Raw genomic sequence first — 16563 nt, 5'->3', positions numbered from 1 at the left:
GGACGAGAGGGCGAACTTGTCTGATCTGCCTGCCGCGAGGCGGGCGCAACCGAAACGGGAGGCTCCACATGGATAATGTGGTTAAGTCCTTGTCCGTAGAGCGGGCGCGCAGCCCCTCCGCAGACAAGTTCATCGTCAAGCAGCCGACGCAGGTCGAGGCCGAGGAGGCCGTGCGCACGCTGATCCGCTGGGCCGGCGACGATCCGTCGCGGGAAGGCCTGCTCGATACGCCGCAGCGCGTCGCCAAGGCCTATCGCGAGTTCTACAAGGGCTATCGCGAGGACGCCGGCGACATGCTCGAACGCGTCTTCGAGGAAGTCGACGGCTACAAAGACATGGTCCTCGTCCGCGACATCCCGTTCTATTCGCATTGCGAGCACCACATGGTGCCCTTCGTCGGCAAGGTCCATATCGGCTACTACCCGAACGGCGGCGTGGTCGGCCTGTCGAAGCTGGCCCGCGTCGTCGAGGTCTATGCCCGCCGCCTGCAGACGCAGGAGACGATGACCGCGCAGATCGCCCAGGCGATCGAGCGGTCGCTGAAGCCAGGCGGCGTCGCCGTCCTCGTCGAGGCCGAGCATATGTGCATGTCGATGCGCGGCGTGCAGAAGCAGGGCTCGTCGACGATGACGACGCAGTATACCGGCCGCTTCCGCGATCCGGCCGAGCAGGTGCGCTTCTTCACCATGGTGAAGTCGCCGGGGCTGTGACCCGTCCAGCAGGGCGCGTCATGCTCGGGCTTGCCCGAGCATCTCGGAAACCAGTGTCCTCTGGTCCTGAGTTTCTCGGCTCGGCACTTCGTGCCGCCCGAGAATGACGGCGCGCTGTTCGCATCGTATATGCGAGACCTTACTCTCAGGATCCTCACATGACCGCCTTCCCCACCCTTTCAGCCAAGGCCGAGATCGAAGAGGGCACGGTCCTTGCCCCCAAATTCGATCGCGACGGCCTCGTCACCTGCGTCACGACCGACGCTGTGACCGGCGAGGTGCTGATGGTCGCGCATATGAACGCCGAATCGCTGCGCCTGAGCATCGAGACGGGGCAAGCCTGGTACTGGTCGCGCTCGCGCCAGGCGCTCTGGCGCAAGGGCGAGACCTCCGGGCAGTTGCAGACCATCGTCGAGATGCGGATCGACTGCGATCAGGACGCGATCTGGATCAAGGTCAATGTCGGCGGCGATGGCGGCTGCTGCCACACCGGGCGCCATAGCTGCTTCTATCGGGTTAAGCCGGTCGGCACCGCCGCGGACGGACCACTGACCTTCTGAACCGGCACCGCCTGCTTCGTTGGCAATCCTTTCACCAAGCTTTCATGTTTCCTTCAAAAGCGACTGATAGCCGCCTAGGGTCCCGGCGCCGTTCATCTTTCGCTCATCGGCTGGCGTGATCCTGAGCCTTCCCGCGGAGGGATCGCGCCGATGAGACTGGAGAACATCGCCAGACGGGCCTTTGGATTAGGCGGCGGCGGAGCTGCGATGAACGATCTCGTTTCCGAACCTGCCCCGCGCCTCAGCCGGCCGCGGATCGGCCTTGCCCTTGGCGGTGGCGCGGCGCGCGGCTGGGCGCATATCGGCGTCCTCGATGTCCTCACCGAGGCGGGCTACGCGCCCGAGGTGATCGCCGGCACCTCGATCGGCGCGGTGGTCGGCGGCTGCTACGCCGCAGACAAGATCGAGCAATTGCGCGAGTTCGCGCTCGGCCTGACCAAGCGCCGTGTCGTCGGGCTGATGGATTTCCACCTCGGCGGCGCCGGGTTGATCGCGGGAGGCCGACTGAAGCGCCTGCTCGAACGCGACCTCGCCGGTCTGCAGATCAGCGATCTCAGGCAGACTTACGCCGCCGTCGCAACCGAACTCGGCAGCGGCCATGAGATCTGGCTGACCCGCGGCTCGCTGGTCGACGCGCTGCGAGCCTCCTACGCGCTGCCCGGCGTATTCGACCCGGTGAAACTCGGCGGCCGCTGGCTGATGGACGGGGCGCTGGTCAACCCGGTGCCGGTCACGGTGGCGCGGGCGCTGGGCGCCGACGTCGTGCTGTGCGTCAACCTGAACAGCGACATGACCGGCCGCGGCACGGTGATCCAGTCCTATGGCGCCGATCCGGACCCGGAACCGGTGGCCGAGCCCCAGCCCGCTGCTGGCTGGTTCGGCGGCATGCGCGAGCGGATGCGCGGTATCGTCGGCAAGGCCAATCACGAGCAGCAGCCGGGCCTCGCCGGCGTGATGATCGACGCCTTCAACATCACCCAGGATCGAATCTCGCGCTCGCGCCTCGCCGGCGATCCGCCCGATGTGATGATCGGCCCCAAGCTCGGCCGTGTCGGGCTGTTCGACTTCCACCGCGCCGACGAGGCGATCGCGCTCGGCCGGCAGGCGGCGGAACGCGCGCTGGACGAGATCGCCGCGATCGTCGCCGCCAACCACCTGCCGCTGAACTAGCGGCAGGTCGCGGCTCGGCGCCTCACGCCATCGCGATATAGTCGCGCATCGCCCGGCTCTCGGCCTCGATCTCGGCAACGCGATGCTTGACCACGTCGCCGATCGAGACGATGCCGGCGACCCGGCCGTTATCGACCACCGGCACATGCCGGAAGCGGCCCGAAGTCATGATCTCCATCAGATCGTCGACGCTGGTGTCCGGCCGGCAGGTCACGACCTTGGCGGTCATGGCGCGCGAGACCGGCGTCTCCAGTGCCGCGGCGCCGTCCGTACCCAGGGCCTTGATGATGTCGCGCTCCGACAGGATGCCGAGCAGGCTGCCATCGGCGCCGGTCACGACAACCGCGCCGATCCGCTTCTCGGCCAGAGTCCGCGCCGCCTCGCCGAGCGTCCGGTGGGGCTGCACCGAGATCACCTCTGCGCCCTTGTTGCCGAGAATATGAACGACGTTCATCGACTTCTCCTCCGACGGTAGCGGCACCGTTGACCGGCGCTCGTTGATGGGTTCGACGATCGCAACGCCGGTTCGGACGGAGCGTTGCCCTCCGAGGTGCGGCATCACGCTGGACTGATTTCAATGTGAGCGAACTCTGAGGCGACGGCAAGGCGCTCGCGCTGAAAGCCTGCGCGCTGCGGTTGCGGCCAGAGCCGGATCCGATCAGGTTGAAGCAAGCGTGCTCTATCGGCGAACCGGCCCGCGATCGAACAACGGGAACAGCAGCAGCCCCGCGAGGAAGCCGCCGATATGCGCTTCCCAGGCGATGCTGGTCTCCTCGCCGAGGATCGGCACGAGGCCGGCGCCGAACAGGATGTTGGTGACGAACCAGATCACCACGAACAGCATCGCCCGTGAATTGCGCCAGAGGCCGCCGAGCGGCTCGGCCGGAATCGCACGGACCACCTCGTCACGGCCGAGCCCGCCGAAATGTACGCCCGGCGAGAAGACGAAACGGATCGCCGCCGCCGTCGCGCCCGAGACACCGGCCGAGGCGCCGACCAACGGCAGGACGTCGAGCTCGCGCGACCACCAGTGCAGCAGCGCGCCGGCGATCGTGGCCACTGCCATCAGCACCAGGAAACGCCCGGCCCCGAGTCGACGTGCGACCGGACTGCCGAAGGCCGCCAGCCAGACGACGTTCGAGATCAGATGCAGCCAGGAGCCGTGCAGCAACCCATAGCTGAGCAGCGTCCAGAGCTGGCCGCCGCCATCGGCCAGCAGCAGGCGGACCAGTTGCAGGCGCTGGACGAAATCGGGCGTCCCGGAGGTGCCGAGCGACTGCGCGATCTCCTGAAGACGGTCCGGTGCGAACCAGAGCGTCAGCCGCGCTGGCACGAAGGAGAGCCAGGAGACGAGGAGGAAATCGTCGCGCTCGCTGAGCAGTTCGCGCGCGCCCTGGATCAGCACCAGGGCCGCGATCAGCCAGACGACGACGCCGGGCAGGTTGAAGACCGGCTCGCGCACGGGCGGGCCATATGGATCGTCTGGGTTCGCCGACATCGCGCCCTCACTGGCGCATGGGCCCTCGGCAGGCAACAGAAAAGGGGAGAGCGTGCGCTCTCCCCTCTCCTCCCCGGCCGGTCACGCCCCCGCGCCCCCGCCTTTTCCAGTGAGCCCGGACGCTTCGTGCGGGCTCGAATTCGACAGGGGATTTATGCGGCATTTTAGGGATCTTCCACAAGCTTAACGTCTGATTAACCCTAACGCCCCCTGCCGCCTCCCCCTGTCCGGGTCGCGTGGCAAGACGGCATGCGGGCTGCGTCCTGCCGATTCGCAAGGGCCCGACAGTCCCCACCTCGAACGAAAGCGATCCGATTTGACACGCATTCGCACGAACAGGGACAGCGCAGACCGGACTGGACACGACATGAAGAATCCGAGCACCCGCCTGGTTTTCGACTACTGGGACACGCTGCGTGGCGACCGGAGCGCCCCCGAACGGGGCGAGATCGAGCCGGGCGCGCTGCGCCATGCGCTAGCAGACACCTTCGTGCTGGAGAACGAGCCGATAGGGCCGGTCTTCCGCCTGGCCGGAACGCGGCTCTGCGCCCTGTTCGGGCGCGAATTGCGCGGGCGCGCCTTCGCGGCGCTCTGGCCCGATGTCGAGGCGCAGGGCGACATGCGCCGCCTGGTCCAGACCGTGATGGACGAGACGGCGGGCGCCGTCGCCGGGCTTTCGGCCCAGACGCAGAACGGCGCGAGCGTCCATCTCGAGTTGCTGCTGCTGCCGCTGCGCTATCGCGGGCGGACTCATGCTCGCATTCTCGGCGCGTTCTCGCCGGCGCTGTCGCCGGAATGGCTCGGCCTCGATACGCTCGAGTCGATGCGGATGATCTCGCTCAGAATGATCTGGCCCGATGCGCGCACGCAGCGTCCGACCGAAGCCGCAGCCCAGGACAAGCGGCCGAAACTGATGCTCCTGCCCGGTGGACGTGTGTGAGAACGCTCTAACGTGCTCTTAACCCGGGAGCCGGTAGCATCACTCTGGTAGAAACAGAGTTTGCAATGCTCACGGCGCCCCAAAATCCAAAGACGGGCTCGGTCCCGGTCGAGCGCCGGCGGCATCAGCGCATGAAAGTCGTCCTGCTTGGACGCTACATGCTGCCCAACCGCATGGAATATCCCTGCCAGACCACCGACATCTCGCCGGGCGGCCTGCACATGGTCGCGCCGGCCAAGCCGATGATCGGCGACCGCGTCATCGTCTACCTGGAGCATCTCGGGCGAATCGAGGGCACGGCGGTGCGCACCACGCCCGCCGGATTCGCGATGACCATCACCGCGACAAGCCGCAAACGCGAGAAGTTCACCGCACAGCTGACCTGGCTCGCCAATCGCGACGAGCTCGGCCTGCCCGAGGATCGGCGCCATGAGCGCATCATCCCGCGCAACCCGCGCTGCATCATCACCCAGGAAGACGGCAGCGAGCAGGCGGTCCGGCTGATCGACATCTCGCTCTCGGGCGCAGCTTTCGCCAGCGATCACCAGTTCGAGATGGGCACGGCGATCCGGCTCGGCAGTACCGCGGCGATGATCGTGCGCCGTTTCGATGGCGGCTACGCCGCCCAGTTCCGCATGCCGCTCTCGGCCGACGTGCTCGACGAGAATCTCGAGCTCTGAGCCCGAGCCAGCGCTTCGTTCCTTCCAACTGAACCGACACGGCAGTCCGCGCGGTACCGCGCCCGACTGCCATAAGCGCCGGGGTGCCGCTTCCAGGGCACGCCTCGCTTGTGCATGTCCCGGCTGCAGCAATCCCCGCCGGAAGCGGTATCCGCGAAGCTCCGCCTCTCGCATGTGAGAACGGTGCGGATGAGGGCTGGCCCTGCCGCAAGAGGCACGGTGGCAGCGACCTCTCGCTAGCGACCGATGTCGGCCTCCCTGCCCGGCCCGTCCTCCAGCCGGGGAAAAGGGAATGCTCCCGTCTTGCCCCCTCGGCGCAGCAACTCTTAACCAGGTGTTACCTGGCTCGCACTCATGGTTAAGAGACCGCATAGTTGAGGGGACCTATAGTTAAAGATTTCTGACACGAGCACTGAGAATTCTTACTCTCAGTTTTATACCTGATTTTCTGTAAGTACTTTGATCTTCAATAGGCTCGATTTCAGTAAAATTGTTCGCTTTCATTTCAAGCGATCTCTACAGCCCAAGAGCATGGTCGATCCCGGGACAGGAAAGGGGACGACATGTTTTCGGGTTTTCGGGGATTTCGCGGCCTGGCCGCTGCTACCATCATCACTCTCGCCGGCGTGACCGGCGCTGAGGCGCAGCAGAGCGCCAGCGTGCCGGTCGCCAGCGCGCCGATCGTCGCCGGTGGCGAGGCCCGGGCGCCCTACGCCTGGACGGATTTCTGCAAGCGCAGCCCAAGCGAATGCGCGGTCGACACCCGCGAGGCCGAGCAGATCGAGCTGACAGCCAAGACCTGGAAGCTGATCGTCGCCGCCAATCTCAAGGCCAATCGCGAGATCGAGGCCGTCACCGACCAGGACCATTGGGGGGTGGTCGACCGCTGGGACATCCCGACCGACGGCAAGGGCGATTGCGAGGACTACGTCCTGCTGAAGCGCCAGCGTCTGGCCGAGGCCGGCCTGCCGCGCCGGGCCATGCGCGTCACCGTCGTGATCGACGAGGAAAATGCCGGCCATGCCGTGCTGATGATCCGCACCGACCGCGGCGACTTCATCCTCGACAACAAGCGCAATGCGATCCTGCCGTGGAGCCAGACCGGCTACACCTACGTCAAGCGTGAATCCCAGGCCCGTACCGGCTGGGCCTCGCTCGGCGGCCTCTCGACCTCAACGGTGGCTTCGCTGCGCTGATCAGAATTGGGGTGCCGGGCCAGACGGAGCCCGGCGCGCCAGAATGAATGGCAAGGCCCAACAGGGCTGGCCATAGGGACGACGAGTCCGGTCACGTCCCCACCCACCCGTCCCCGACCGGGCATCGTCCAGGGCCGGCTCCTTCCCCGGGAGCCGGCCCGCTTCGTTTTTGAGAAGGCTGCGGACGTGAGATCGCCGGATCAATCGATCCGCTTCATGCCCTTGGCGAATTGCTTCCAGCGCTCGGAATAGCCGGCGGCGGAAGCACGTAGGCCCGCAGCCGCAGCCTCGTCGAGCGTCCGGACCGCGCGCGCCGGCGAGCCGACGATCAGCGAATTGTCCGGGAATTCCTTGCCCTCGGTCACCAGCGCATTGGCGCCGACCAGGCAGTTGCGGCCGATCTTCACATGGTTGAGCACGGTCGCGCCCATGCCGATCAGGCTGTTCTCGCCGATGATGCAGCCATGCAGGATGGCGCGGTGGCCGATGGTGCAGCCGGCGCCGATCCTAAGCGGTGCCCCCATGTCGGTATGGAGCACGCAGCCTTCCTGGATGTTCGTGGCCTCGCCGATCTCGATCCACTCATTGTCGCCGCGCAGCACTGCGCCGAACCAGATCCCGACATCCCTCGCCAGCCGGACGCGGCCGATCACATGGGCGTCGGGCGCAAGCCACCATTCCCCCTGTGGCGGCGTCTCGGGCGCGGTCCCGTCGAGCGAATAGAGCGGCATGGCGTATCCTCCGAAGTTTCACCTGGAGGATTGCAGGGCCGGCGCCCTGCCCGTCAAGCCGCGCCGAGCATCATCAGCAGGTCGAGCACCACCCGGCCGCTGATCAGGCTCCAGAGCGAGGCGATCATGCTCGCCGCCATCACGAAGAAGAAGGGCCGCCCCTCGATCCTCCGGCCGCGCACGGTGTTGCGCAGGATCAGGAAGGGCGCGCTGAACACCACCACCGGCACGCTCGCCACGGCACCGACGCCGCCGCCCTGCAGCAATTCGAAGCCGGCGCGCTTGTGCGTGAACAATTCGAAGGCGCTCGCCAGCAGGCCGGCGAAGGCAAAGCCGAGGACCAGCGATTTCAGGGCCTCGACAGCGGAGGGTTCGAGCGTCACGGGCGCAGCTTCCAGCGGATGCCGGCGAACCATGGCGCAAGGAAAGCGACTGCGGAAGCGAAGCTTTAACCTTTGGTTAACCACGCTGGCGCCGACATGGTTTACGGGGCGTTAAGGCGGCTCTGCTTCAGTTCCCTGACAGGGTCGCGCGTCGGCCCCGGGGACGAATCCAATGAGCCTTTACGCGCCCGACCAGACCCAGCCGCTCGCCAGCGCCACCGATGTCGCAACGCTGATCCGCAATCATCTCAGGCGCCGCCCCGCGCCGGCCCTGCCGCGCGGCGACCGGGCCTTGCTGCGACTTGCGGCGGCGATCGTCTTTCTCGGGCTGGCAGGCACCGGGCTTGCCCTGTTCGCCACCCGCCCCGATTCCGACGCCGGCACAGAGCTGCAGGCGTCGCGGGTCGGCGAGGTCGTCCTGGCGATCCCGGAGAACCTGACTGGCGCCGATGGCGAGGATGGACGCCTGGTCGGCATGGCGCGCCTGCGCCTGGACTGGCCGAGCCTTGGGCCGGTGATGCCCGACACCAGGCACCGCCTGCTGGTGACCTTGAGTCCGCCGGACAAGGTCAACGAGCCGGCAACGCAACTCTCGACCTATGCCCGCTTCCTGACGCCGACGGTCTGGTCCAATCCGGGCGGGCTGGTGGTGCGCGGCTTCCGCAAGGGCTCGCCCTATGAGGGCGACGAACTCTATGTCTCGGTGCCGGATGCGCGCGGCTTTGCGGCACGCTGCCCGGTCGAGACCGCCCAGAGCGGTCTCGACGAGCCTTGCCGCGTGACCTTCCGCCATCGCGGCGTCGATGTGAACATCCGCTTTCCGCGCGCCATCGTCGCCGACTGGCAGATCATGCTCGGCGGCGTGCGCCGCACGATCGACGGGCTGATGCGCTGAGCGCCTCAGTCCTCGAGATCGACGTCGAGGATCGCCATGGTGAAGTTGAACGAGCGGTCGCCATCCTCGTCGTCGACATGGATGATGCCGATGAACTCGTCGGCGAGGTAGACCTCGGCCGAATCGGTCTTCTTCAGCCGCGCGCGCACGCTGATGTTGTGGTTGGCGAAGGTGCGACGGAGATAGGCTTCGAGCTTGGCGAGTTCGGTCTTGTCCACGGTAACGATCCTTATGTGTGGCGCGGACGGATGCCACGCGTGAGCGCCAAGGGCAAGGACGAAGGCGTTTCCGCCAACAACGCATGGCTCCCGCGCTCCGCGACGCTGACGCGGCATCTTCACCTATGCCAAGCTTCGGTTCACCCCGCTCGAGGATGGATTTCCCGATGAAGCCCTGGCTGCCCGCCGCACTCGACTATGTCGCAAGCTGGCTCGAATTCCAGCGCCGCCTCCATGACCAGCCCGGCTGCGCGGTCGCTATCGCCGACGGTGGCGAGATCGTCCTCGAAGCCGCCTTCGGCAGCGCCGACCTCTCGACCGGAGAGGCGCTGACACCGCGCCATGGTTTCCGTATCGCCTCGCATTCGAAGAGCTTCACTGCCGCCGGCATCTTGCGCCTCGCCGAACAAGGACGCCTGCGCCTCGACGACAGGGCTGATGCCCATGTCGAGGGCCTGCACCCCGAAGTCGCGGCGGTGACGCTGACCCAGTTGCTCTCCAACAGCGCCGGCCTCCTGCGGGACGGGATCGATTGCGGCCAGTTCTTCGATCGCAAGCCCTATCTGCGCAAGGACGAGCTGCTGGCCGATCTCGCCAGGCCCCCTGTCTTCCCGGCTTCGCAGCGCCTGAAATACTCCAATCACGGTTTCGGCCTGCTCGGCCTCGTCATCGAAACGGTGACCGGCGAACCTTACGCCGACTGGATCGCCCGCGAGATCGTCGCGCCTGCGGGGCTGAAAGAGACCAGGCCCGATATCACCCTCTGGAACGGGCCGATGGCGAAGGGCCATAGCGGCACGCAGCCGCTCGGCCGGCGCGTTGTCATCCCGGCCGACAATCCCGGCAACGCCATGGTCTCGGCCGCCGGCTTCGTCGCGACCGCGGCCGATATCGCCCGCTACATCGCCCAGCTCTCGCCCAAGGCCGAGCGCAGCGTTCTGTCGGCGCTGAGCCGCCGCGAGATGACGCGCCGGCTCTGGCCCGATGCCGAAAGCAGCCTCGGCCGGCACTATGGGCTCGGCACCATCTCGGGTGGCGGCGATGGCTGGGACTGGGTCGGCCATTCCGGTGGTTTCCAGGGCTTCATCACCCGCACCGCCACCGTGCCGGAACAGGGCCTCACCGTCTCGGTGCTGACCAATGCCATCGACGGCCTCGCCCATCCCTGGCTCGACGGCGTGATCCAGGTCTTCCGGACCTTCGCCGAACATGGCGCGCCCACGCTGGCGACCGAACGCTGGCGCAAGCGCCTCTGGACGATCTGGGGCGCCGGCGACCTCGTCCCGGTCGACAGCAAGGTGCTGATGGCCAATCCGGCGCTGTTCAATCCCTTCTTCGACGCCGGCGAGATCGTGCCGGAAGGCGAGGACCAGGGCCGCATCGTCAAGGCCTCGGCCTTCGCCAGCCCAGGCGAGCGGGCGCGTCTCGTCCGTAATGCCGCGGGCGAGATCACGGAGGCCTGGCTCGGAGCGGCGCAGGTGATCGGGGAAGAGGCGCTGAAGGCCGAGATGCTGGAGCGGTATGGTTGAGACGTAGTGCGCGGGATCCCCTCTCCCGGATGGGAGTGGGGTAGGGGTGAGGGACCGCCGCTGATTATTGGAATGCGACGGAGCTGTTGAGCCTTCTGCGGACAGGGCAGGCCCTCATCCCTGCCCTTCTCCCACACGGGAGAAGGGTTCCCCGCCTCTTCATCCGCCTACGTTATCTCACCGCACATAGTGCAGCCGGCCGAACCTCCGGCGGAAGGCTGTCACATCGCGGGCGATCGCCTCGTCCGGGCGCGCGCGCGACAACCCGTCGGCGATGAAACCGGCGAGCTCGGGCATGTGCTCGGGCTTCATGCCGAAGCGGACGATCTCGGGCGTGCCGAGCCTGAGTCCGTTAACGTCGCCGGCGACCTCCGCGATCGGCAGGCCGATGCCGCAGCTCAGGATATTGACGGCGCGCAACCGCTTCGCCGCCGCCTGCCCGCCACCATAAGGCGCCGCCTCGATGGCGAACTGATGCGAGGTGGTCATGCCGCGGTCGCGCGCGAAGACCGGCACCTGCCGCTCGGCCAGCGCCTCGGCCAGCGCCTTCGCCGTCGCCGCCATCATCGCCGCGTAGTCGCGGCCGAACTCCTGCCAGTCCATCATCGTGATCGCCAGTGCCGCCGATTTCGCCGCATCGAAATTGGCGGTGAGGCCGGGATAGGCGATCGCGTCGAGCTTCTCGGCAAGGCCCGCGTCATTGGTGACGATCAAGCCGGAGGGTGGGCCGCCCAGGCTCTTATAGGTGCTCATCGTCATGACGTGAGCGCCCTCCTCCAGCGGCTGCTGCCAGCCATGGCCAGCGATCATGCCGGAGAGATGGGCAGCGTCGAACAGCACGATCGCGCCGACCTCGTCGGCAATGGCGCGGATCTCGCGGATCGGATGCGGGAACAGGTTGAGGCTGCCGCCGATGCTGATGACCTTGGGCCGGAGCCGCAGCGCATCCTCGCGCAGCTTCTCGACATCGACCGTGTAGCCGGCGGCATCGACGGGCGCCGGATGGGTGACGACGCCATAGAGTCCGGCGGCGCCGGCACCATGATGGGTGACATGGCCGCCGATCGCGGGCGACGGCGCAATCACGACATCGCCCGGCTTCGCCGCCGCCATGAAGACATAGAGATTGGCGATCGCCCCGGAGGGCACGCGGATCTCGGCGTAGTTCGCACCGAAGACCTGCGCTGCAAGCTCTGCCGCCATCACCTCGATCTGCTCGATCGCCTCAAGGCCCATCTCGTATTTGTCGCCGGGATAACCGAGCGAGGGCCGGCTGCCGAGCCCCTGCCCCAGCACCGCCTCCGCCCGCGGGTTCATCACATTGGTCGCCGGGTTGAGGTTGACGCAGTCGCGCTCGTGGATGTTGCGGTTCTCGGCGACGAGGTTGGCGAGCCGAGTCTCGCGCGCCGCGCGGTCCTGGCCGGCGACCTCGCCGGCGATCCGCAGCACATAGTCCTCGCTCGCCGCCGGCACCCAACCGCGCCGCGCCAGTTTCACCGTCATCGCCATCCCCGCAGAGTGTTGTTTCCTGCCGCCATTGCAGCGATTTGCCGGCGCGGATGCAAACCAGTTATCGTCGTCGGCAGACCTAGAAAATCTAGGCCTGAAACCTCGTGCCGCCGATGCCCGTCAAACCGCCCCGCCCGCCCTTGCCACCGCTCAATGCGCTACGCGCCTTCGAGGCCGCGGCACGGCTCGGCAGCTTCTCGCGGGCAGCTGAGGAGATCGGGGTGACGCAAGGCGCCATCGCCCAGCAAGTCCGCCACCTCGAAGCTTTTCTCGGGCTGACCTTGTTCCGGCGGCTGCCGCAAGGCGTCGCCTTGACGGATGCCGCGCAGGAAGCAAGGCCGCGGCTCAGCGCCGCCTTCGATGCGCTCGCCCTGACCGTGCAGGAGCTCAAGGCGAGCCATGCCGGCCGGGCGCTCGCCATCGCCGCCCTGCCCTGCCTTGCCCAGCTCTGGCTGTCGCCGCGGCTGCCGGCGCTGCAGCAGGCCTTTCCCGGGCTGGCGATCTCGATCAGTGCGATGGAGGAGCCGCCGGCTGGTCGGCACGACAATTTCGACCTGGCGTTGTTCTATCTCACAAAGCCGCCGCCCAATGCGCTCGCGCTCGGCGAGGACAGCCTGTTCCCGGTCTGCACGCCAATACTCGCCCGCTCCTTGCGAACGCCTGCCGATCTCGTCGGCCAAACCCTGCTGCACGATGCCGTCTGGCGCAGCGACTGGGCGCGCTGGCTGCGTCATGCCGGGGCGGATGGAGTCGATCCAGGCCGCGGGCCGTCCTATTCGCTCTATGCGCTGGCGCTCGACGCGGCGCTCGGCGGCGCCGGCATCCTGATCGGGCGCCGGAGCCTGGTCGCGCCCTATCTCGCGGATGGGCGGCTGGTCGCGCCCTTCGCCGACGAACTCCCCAGCGGCGACCGGCTGACCCTGCCATTCCCAGCCGCCGGCAAGCCGCATCCGCGACGGGCCGAGGTCGTCGCCTGGTTGGAGGCGAATGCCTGATCCAGCCCCTGAAAGGCGAGAAGCCGGGAGAGCTCCCGATGCCCTCCGTTCGAACATCTGCTGTCCGGCAGCCGGCCAGCGTCCGCAACGGGCGCCTGCGGAGCTTGCCGCGAGCGCCATCGTCTTCCAAGGAAAAGCGATGGGGTGGCACGATAATCTGCCTGCCCACCAGCCATGGCTTGCAAAGCAGGTCATGACGGACGAGGTTGCGCTATCTCCAATCCTGCGGTCCCGGCAATGAATTCCAAGGAAACGTCGTTTCTGAGCCGCGTCCGCAGCATCCTGCCCGATCTCTCTCCGGCCGAGCGACGCCTCGGCGATTTCATCTGCGACTTCCCCGGCGAGGTCGCGACCTATTCGGCACAGGAACTGGCGGCGCTGGCCCATGTCTCGAAGGCGACGGTCTCCCGCTTCATCCAGCGGCTGGGCTATGAGGGCTATGAGGAGGCCCGCCGGCACGCCAGGCTCGACCGGCAAAGCGGTTCGCGCCTGTTCCTCACCACGGCCGATACGACCGGCGAGCAATCGATCGCCGCCAACCTCGCCCAGGGCATCGCCAATATCGAGGAAACCTTCCGCACGATCGGCGAGAGCCAGATCGGCTCCGCTGCCGAGGCGATCCTCGCGGCACGCAAGGTCTGGGTGATCGGCTTCAGGGCGAGCTTCGCCTTCGCGACCTATCTGCAATGGCAGCTGACCCAGGTCATCGAGAACATCGTCGCCATCCCCGGCAGCGGCCAGACCTTCGGCGAGCATCTGGTCAGTCTCTCCCCGGACGACGTCGTGATCTTCTTCGGGTTGCGCCGACGCGTCTCCCAAACCGACATGCTGCTCGACCAGATCGCCAGATCAGGCGCGCGGCTGCTCTTCGTCACGGACGAGAACGCCGATTACGAAACGCGCAGCCAGTGGCATCTCCGCTGCCAGACCCTGGCGCCCGGGCCGCTGTTCAACCATACGGCGGTGATGGCGCTCTGCCATCTCCTGATCATGCGCTGCATCGAGATCGCCGGGGCCAAGGGCCGCACGCGCCTGCGCAACATCGAGACGCTGAACGACGCGCTCGACGAGCTCTGACACCGTCCGAGCCGTCGCGGACGGGCCGTTTTCATCCATCGTGAAGAAGCGACGGGCCCGCCGCGGGAAGCGGCAGCGATGGCGCATTTATGACCTTTTCTGAAACTGCAGTTTCATATACCTTAACATGATCAGATTGTTCCAGATCGGTTCGGAGGAGACGAACCGCTTCTGGAACGACGCAGAAGGAGACGGCCGCTTCCAGGGCACCAGCCGATGCCGCAGCCTCACACCAGCCAAAGAACAGCGGGAGGCATTGCGCGGACAACCACCAACAACCAGGGGAACGATCATGGCAATGGAGATCTCGCAGTCATCGGGCGCATCGACGCCGATGAGCCGACAATTGGATTCCGCCCTCAACAAGATCGGTGTGACGGGGGCCCACAAACAGATTCTGGCGCTCGTGCTGATCGGCTGCCTGTTCGACAGTTTCGAGCAGAACACCATCGGCGTCGCCGGCCCGCTGCTGCGGCAGCATTGGGGACTGACCGGGGCCGATATCGGCTTCCTCAACACCATCACCTTCGCCAGCGCCGCCATCGGCCGGCTCATGTCGGGCATCCTCGGCGACCGCTATGGCCGTCGCGTGATGCTGACCTTGAACCTCCTGCTGTTCTCGATCGGCTCCGGCGCCTGCGCCCTGGCGCCGGATTTCTTCACGCTCTGCATTGCGCGCGCCATCGTCGGCTTCGGCGTCGGCGGTGAAATCTCCACCGCCGTGACGATGCTTTCGGAGTTCTGCTCCTCCAAGTTCCGGGGCACTGCAGCGGGCCTCGTCAATGTCGGCGCCGGCGGCTTCGGCAATTTCCTGGCTCCGGCCTTCGGCCTGCTGATCTTTTCGCTGTTTCCCGGCGAGAACAGCTGGCGCTGGCTCTTTGCGGCTCTGGCGGTGCCGGCGCTGCTGGCGGTGTTCTATCGGCGCTACGTGCCCGAGACGCCGCGTTTCCTGGCCTCCCGCAACCGCCTGGACGAGGCCAACAAGGTCCTCTCGATCCTGGCTTCGGGCAGCCTGCGGCCGCGCAACCTCGTCGTGCAGCCCTTCCTTGCCGTTGATCCCGCGCAGATGCCCGCCGCGACCAAGGCCGATTGGCGCGAATTGTTCCGCCGGCCCTTCATCGGCCGCACGGTCCCCGTCGCCATCGCCATCCTGATGAGCTATGGCGCCCAGCTCTCGGTGCTGACGCTGATGCCGGTGATCTTCGTCTCGATGGGCTACACGCTGCAGGGCAGCCTGCTCTACAGCATGATCATCCAGAGCGGCAGCGTACTCGGCGCGATCGCGGCCTCGACCTTCGGCTATTACCTGCCCCGCAAGCTGGTCCTCACAACCGGCGCAGCCCTGGCCTGCGTCGCCGCGGTGTCGATCGCCTATCTCGGCAGCAACATCTACATGGTGCTGCTGTTCGGCGCGATCTTCCAGTTCTTCGTGCTGCTGCTCAACACCTCGATCTGGATCTATGCGCCCGAACTGTTCCCGACCCGCATCCGCGCCTTCGGCGTCGCGCTGATCCTGGCGACCGGCTCGGCGGCAGGCTCCTTCGTGCCGACGATCTCGGGCATGCTGTTCGACAAATACGGCATGGTCGGCGTCTTCGCGCTCGCCGCAGCGATGTATGCGGTCTTCGTGATCTGCATCCAGATGGGGCCGGAGACCTATGGTCGCTCGATGGAAGACATCACCCAGCCGGCCGAGACCGATGTCGCTCCGGCCGAGCCCCTGTCCGAACCAGCAAAGGCGATGAGTGCGTGACCCCGCATATCCTGTTGATCAATCCGAACAGCTCGCAGGCGACCAGCGCGATGATGCAAGCCATCGCGCAGCGGGCGGCAGGGGACGTCTTGGCCGTGGCAGTCGCCACGGCCAAGCGCAGCCCGGCCATGATCGTGACGGAAGGGGATCTGCTCGCTTCGGCAGATGAGGTCGTCGAGATCGGCATACGGCACGCGCCCGATTGCGTCGGCATCATCGTCAGCGCCTTCGGCGATCCCGGGCTGGAGACCTTGCGGCAGCAGGTGGACATCCCGGTCGCCGGCATTTGCGAGGCGTCGATGCGGATGGCGGCGCAGGGAGGGCGGCGCTTCGGCGTCGCGACCACGACGCCGAAGCTGGTCGACGCCATCGCAGCGCGCGCAAGCGCGCTCGGCCTCGCCGAGCTGCTGGCCGGCATCCGCTGCACTGCCGGGGATCCTGCTGCCTTGACCGATGACAAGGCGGCCCTGACGCAGGCCCTCGGCGAGGTGGTCGATGCCTGCATCGCAGCCGACGACGCGCAGGCCGTCATCATCGGAGGTGGCCCGCTCGGCGAGGCCGCCGGCGCTCTGGAATCACGGTTCTCAACCCCCGTCATCGCGCCGATACCTGCCGCCGTCGCTGCCATCTTCGAGAGAATGCAACGCTGAGGCCGGCCCCTCGAGGGCCGAGGCGTCGGCGTCACCCCGTCGATCGACAAAAAAAGGGGCCGGCATTTC

General features: G+C 66.9%; 18 protein-coding genes. 12 read left to right on the top strand and 6 right to left on the bottom strand.

The genetic code is table 11. From position 1 onward, the window contains the following. Positions 1 to 68 precede the first annotated feature (68 nt). The 3 genes from folE (at position 69) to VGV58_RS26400 (ending at position 2440) form a co-directional block, all read left to right on the top strand. Positions 69 to 710 (top strand): GTP cyclohydrolase I FolE, encoded by a 642-nt coding sequence (folE, locus tag VGV58_RS26410; RefSeq protein ID WP_326877035.1) that lies wholly within the window; start codon positions 69 to 71, stop codon positions 708 to 710. Between the two features lie 158 nt (positions 711 to 868). Next, on the top strand, positions 869 to 1270 hold the full coding sequence (gene hisI, locus VGV58_RS26405) for a phosphoribosyl-AMP cyclohydrolase (RefSeq protein WP_326877034.1): 402 nt from the start codon (positions 869 to 871) through the stop codon (positions 1268 to 1270). A gap of 207 nt (positions 1271 to 1477) precedes the next feature. Further along, positions 1478 to 2440 carry a patatin-like phospholipase family protein gene (locus VGV58_RS26400; protein WP_326877033.1) on the top strand — a complete coding sequence of 321 codons (963 nt, stop codon included), beginning with the start codon at positions 1478 to 1480 and terminating at the stop codon, positions 2438 to 2440. 22 nt (positions 2441 to 2462) lie between these two features. Here the strand turns inward: VGV58_RS26400 and VGV58_RS26395 are convergent, their stop codons facing one another. Further along, positions 2463 to 2894 (bottom strand): CBS domain-containing protein, encoded by a 432-nt coding sequence (locus VGV58_RS26395; RefSeq protein WP_091829964.1) that lies wholly within the window; start codon positions 2892 to 2894, stop codon positions 2463 to 2465. A 225-nt stretch (positions 2895 to 3119) separates the two neighbouring features. Continuing rightward, positions 3120 to 3938, bottom strand: coding sequence for a rhomboid family intramembrane serine protease (locus VGV58_RS26390; protein WP_326877032.1), 819 nt, complete (start codon positions 3936 to 3938; stop codon positions 3120 to 3122). Between the two features lie 367 nt (positions 3939 to 4305). Between VGV58_RS26390 and VGV58_RS26385 the strand changes: the two genes are divergently transcribed. The 3 genes from VGV58_RS26385 to VGV58_RS26375 all read left to right on the top strand — a co-directional run bounded on the left by VGV58_RS26385 (position 4306) and on the right by VGV58_RS26375 (position 6754). Further along, positions 4306 to 4878, top strand: a complete 573-nt coding sequence (locus tag VGV58_RS26385; RefSeq protein ID WP_326877031.1) for a PAS domain-containing protein — start codon at positions 4306 to 4308, stop codon at positions 4876 to 4878. A 65-nt stretch (positions 4879 to 4943) separates the two neighbouring features. Continuing rightward, a complete protein-coding gene (locus VGV58_RS26380) occupies positions 4944 to 5558 on the top strand; it encodes a PilZ domain-containing protein (protein ID WP_326877030.1) in 615 nt (204 codons plus the stop codon). A 563-nt stretch (positions 5559 to 6121) separates the two neighbouring features. Further along, positions 6122 to 6754 (top strand): transglutaminase-like cysteine peptidase, encoded by a 633-nt coding sequence (locus VGV58_RS26375; RefSeq protein ID WP_326877029.1) that lies wholly within the window; start codon positions 6122 to 6124, stop codon positions 6752 to 6754. Positions 6755 to 6954: 200 nt separating this feature from the next. Here the strand turns inward: VGV58_RS26375 and VGV58_RS26370 are convergent, their stop codons facing one another. Both VGV58_RS26370 and VGV58_RS26365 read right to left on the bottom strand, forming a co-directional pair. Next, the gene (locus tag VGV58_RS26370; protein ID WP_326877028.1) at positions 6955 to 7485 is read right to left on the bottom strand and encodes a gamma carbonic anhydrase family protein; all 531 of its coding nucleotides are present in this window, start codon (positions 7483 to 7485) and stop codon (positions 6955 to 6957) included. A 53-nt stretch (positions 7486 to 7538) separates the two neighbouring features. Then, the gene (locus VGV58_RS26365) at positions 7539 to 7868 is read right to left on the bottom strand and encodes a DUF6949 family protein (RefSeq protein WP_326877027.1); all 330 of its coding nucleotides are present in this window, start codon (positions 7866 to 7868) and stop codon (positions 7539 to 7541) included. 172 nt (positions 7869 to 8040) lie between these two features. Here VGV58_RS26365 and VGV58_RS26360 point away from each other — a divergent pair, with 172 nt between their 5' ends. Then, complete coding sequence (locus tag VGV58_RS26360) at positions 8041 to 8763, top strand: hypothetical protein (protein ID WP_326877026.1); 723 nt, start codon at positions 8041 to 8043, stop codon at positions 8761 to 8763. 5 nt (positions 8764 to 8768) lie between these two features. Here the strand turns inward: VGV58_RS26360 and VGV58_RS26355 are convergent, their stop codons facing one another. Beyond that, positions 8769 to 8981: a DUF3126 family protein gene (locus tag VGV58_RS26355; protein ID WP_057192263.1), complete on the bottom strand. Its 213-nt coding sequence runs from the start codon at positions 8979 to 8981 to the stop codon at positions 8769 to 8771. A 167-nt stretch (positions 8982 to 9148) separates the two neighbouring features. On the opposite strand from VGV58_RS26355, the gene VGV58_RS26350 reads away from it, so the two are divergent. After that, the gene (locus VGV58_RS26350) at positions 9149 to 10510 is read left to right on the top strand and encodes a serine hydrolase domain-containing protein (RefSeq protein WP_326877025.1); all 1362 of its coding nucleotides are present in this window, start codon (positions 9149 to 9151) and stop codon (positions 10508 to 10510) included. 177 nt (positions 10511 to 10687) lie between these two features. On the opposite strand, the gene VGV58_RS26345 is transcribed toward VGV58_RS26350, so the two are convergent. Then, positions 10688 to 12013 carry a serine hydroxymethyltransferase gene (locus tag VGV58_RS26345; RefSeq protein ID WP_326877024.1) on the bottom strand — a complete coding sequence of 442 codons (1326 nt, stop codon included), beginning with the start codon at positions 12011 to 12013 and terminating at the stop codon, positions 10688 to 10690. A gap of 119 nt (positions 12014 to 12132) precedes the next feature. On the opposite strand from VGV58_RS26345, the gene VGV58_RS26340 reads away from it, so the two are divergent. The 4 genes from VGV58_RS26340 (at position 12133) to VGV58_RS26325 (ending at position 16494) form a co-directional block, all read left to right on the top strand. Beyond that, positions 12133 to 13014 carry a LysR substrate-binding domain-containing protein gene (locus VGV58_RS26340; RefSeq protein WP_326877023.1) on the top strand — a complete coding sequence of 294 codons (882 nt, stop codon included), beginning with the start codon at positions 12133 to 12135 and terminating at the stop codon, positions 13012 to 13014. A 237-nt stretch (positions 13015 to 13251) separates the two neighbouring features. After that, positions 13252 to 14091, top strand: a complete 840-nt coding sequence (locus VGV58_RS26335; RefSeq protein WP_326877022.1) for a MurR/RpiR family transcriptional regulator — start codon at positions 13252 to 13254, stop codon at positions 14089 to 14091. Between the two features lie 292 nt (positions 14092 to 14383). After that, complete coding sequence (locus tag VGV58_RS26330) at positions 14384 to 15844, top strand: MFS transporter (RefSeq protein ID WP_326877021.1); 1461 nt, start codon at positions 14384 to 14386, stop codon at positions 15842 to 15844. Next, complete coding sequence (locus tag VGV58_RS26325; protein ID WP_326877020.1) at positions 15841 to 16494, top strand: aspartate/glutamate racemase family protein; 654 nt, start codon at positions 15841 to 15843, stop codon at positions 16492 to 16494. Before VGV58_RS26330 ends, VGV58_RS26325 begins: the two co-directional genes overlap by 4 nt. Positions 16495 to 16563 lie beyond the last annotated feature (69 nt).

The sequence above is a fragment of the Allobosea sp. genome, from assembly GCF_035944895.1.
Classification (GTDB): Bacteria; Pseudomonadota; Alphaproteobacteria; order Rhizobiales; family Beijerinckiaceae; genus Allobosea.
Note: the sequence above shows the minus strand (reverse complement) of the source record. Positions and strands in the feature narration are given on the sequence as shown.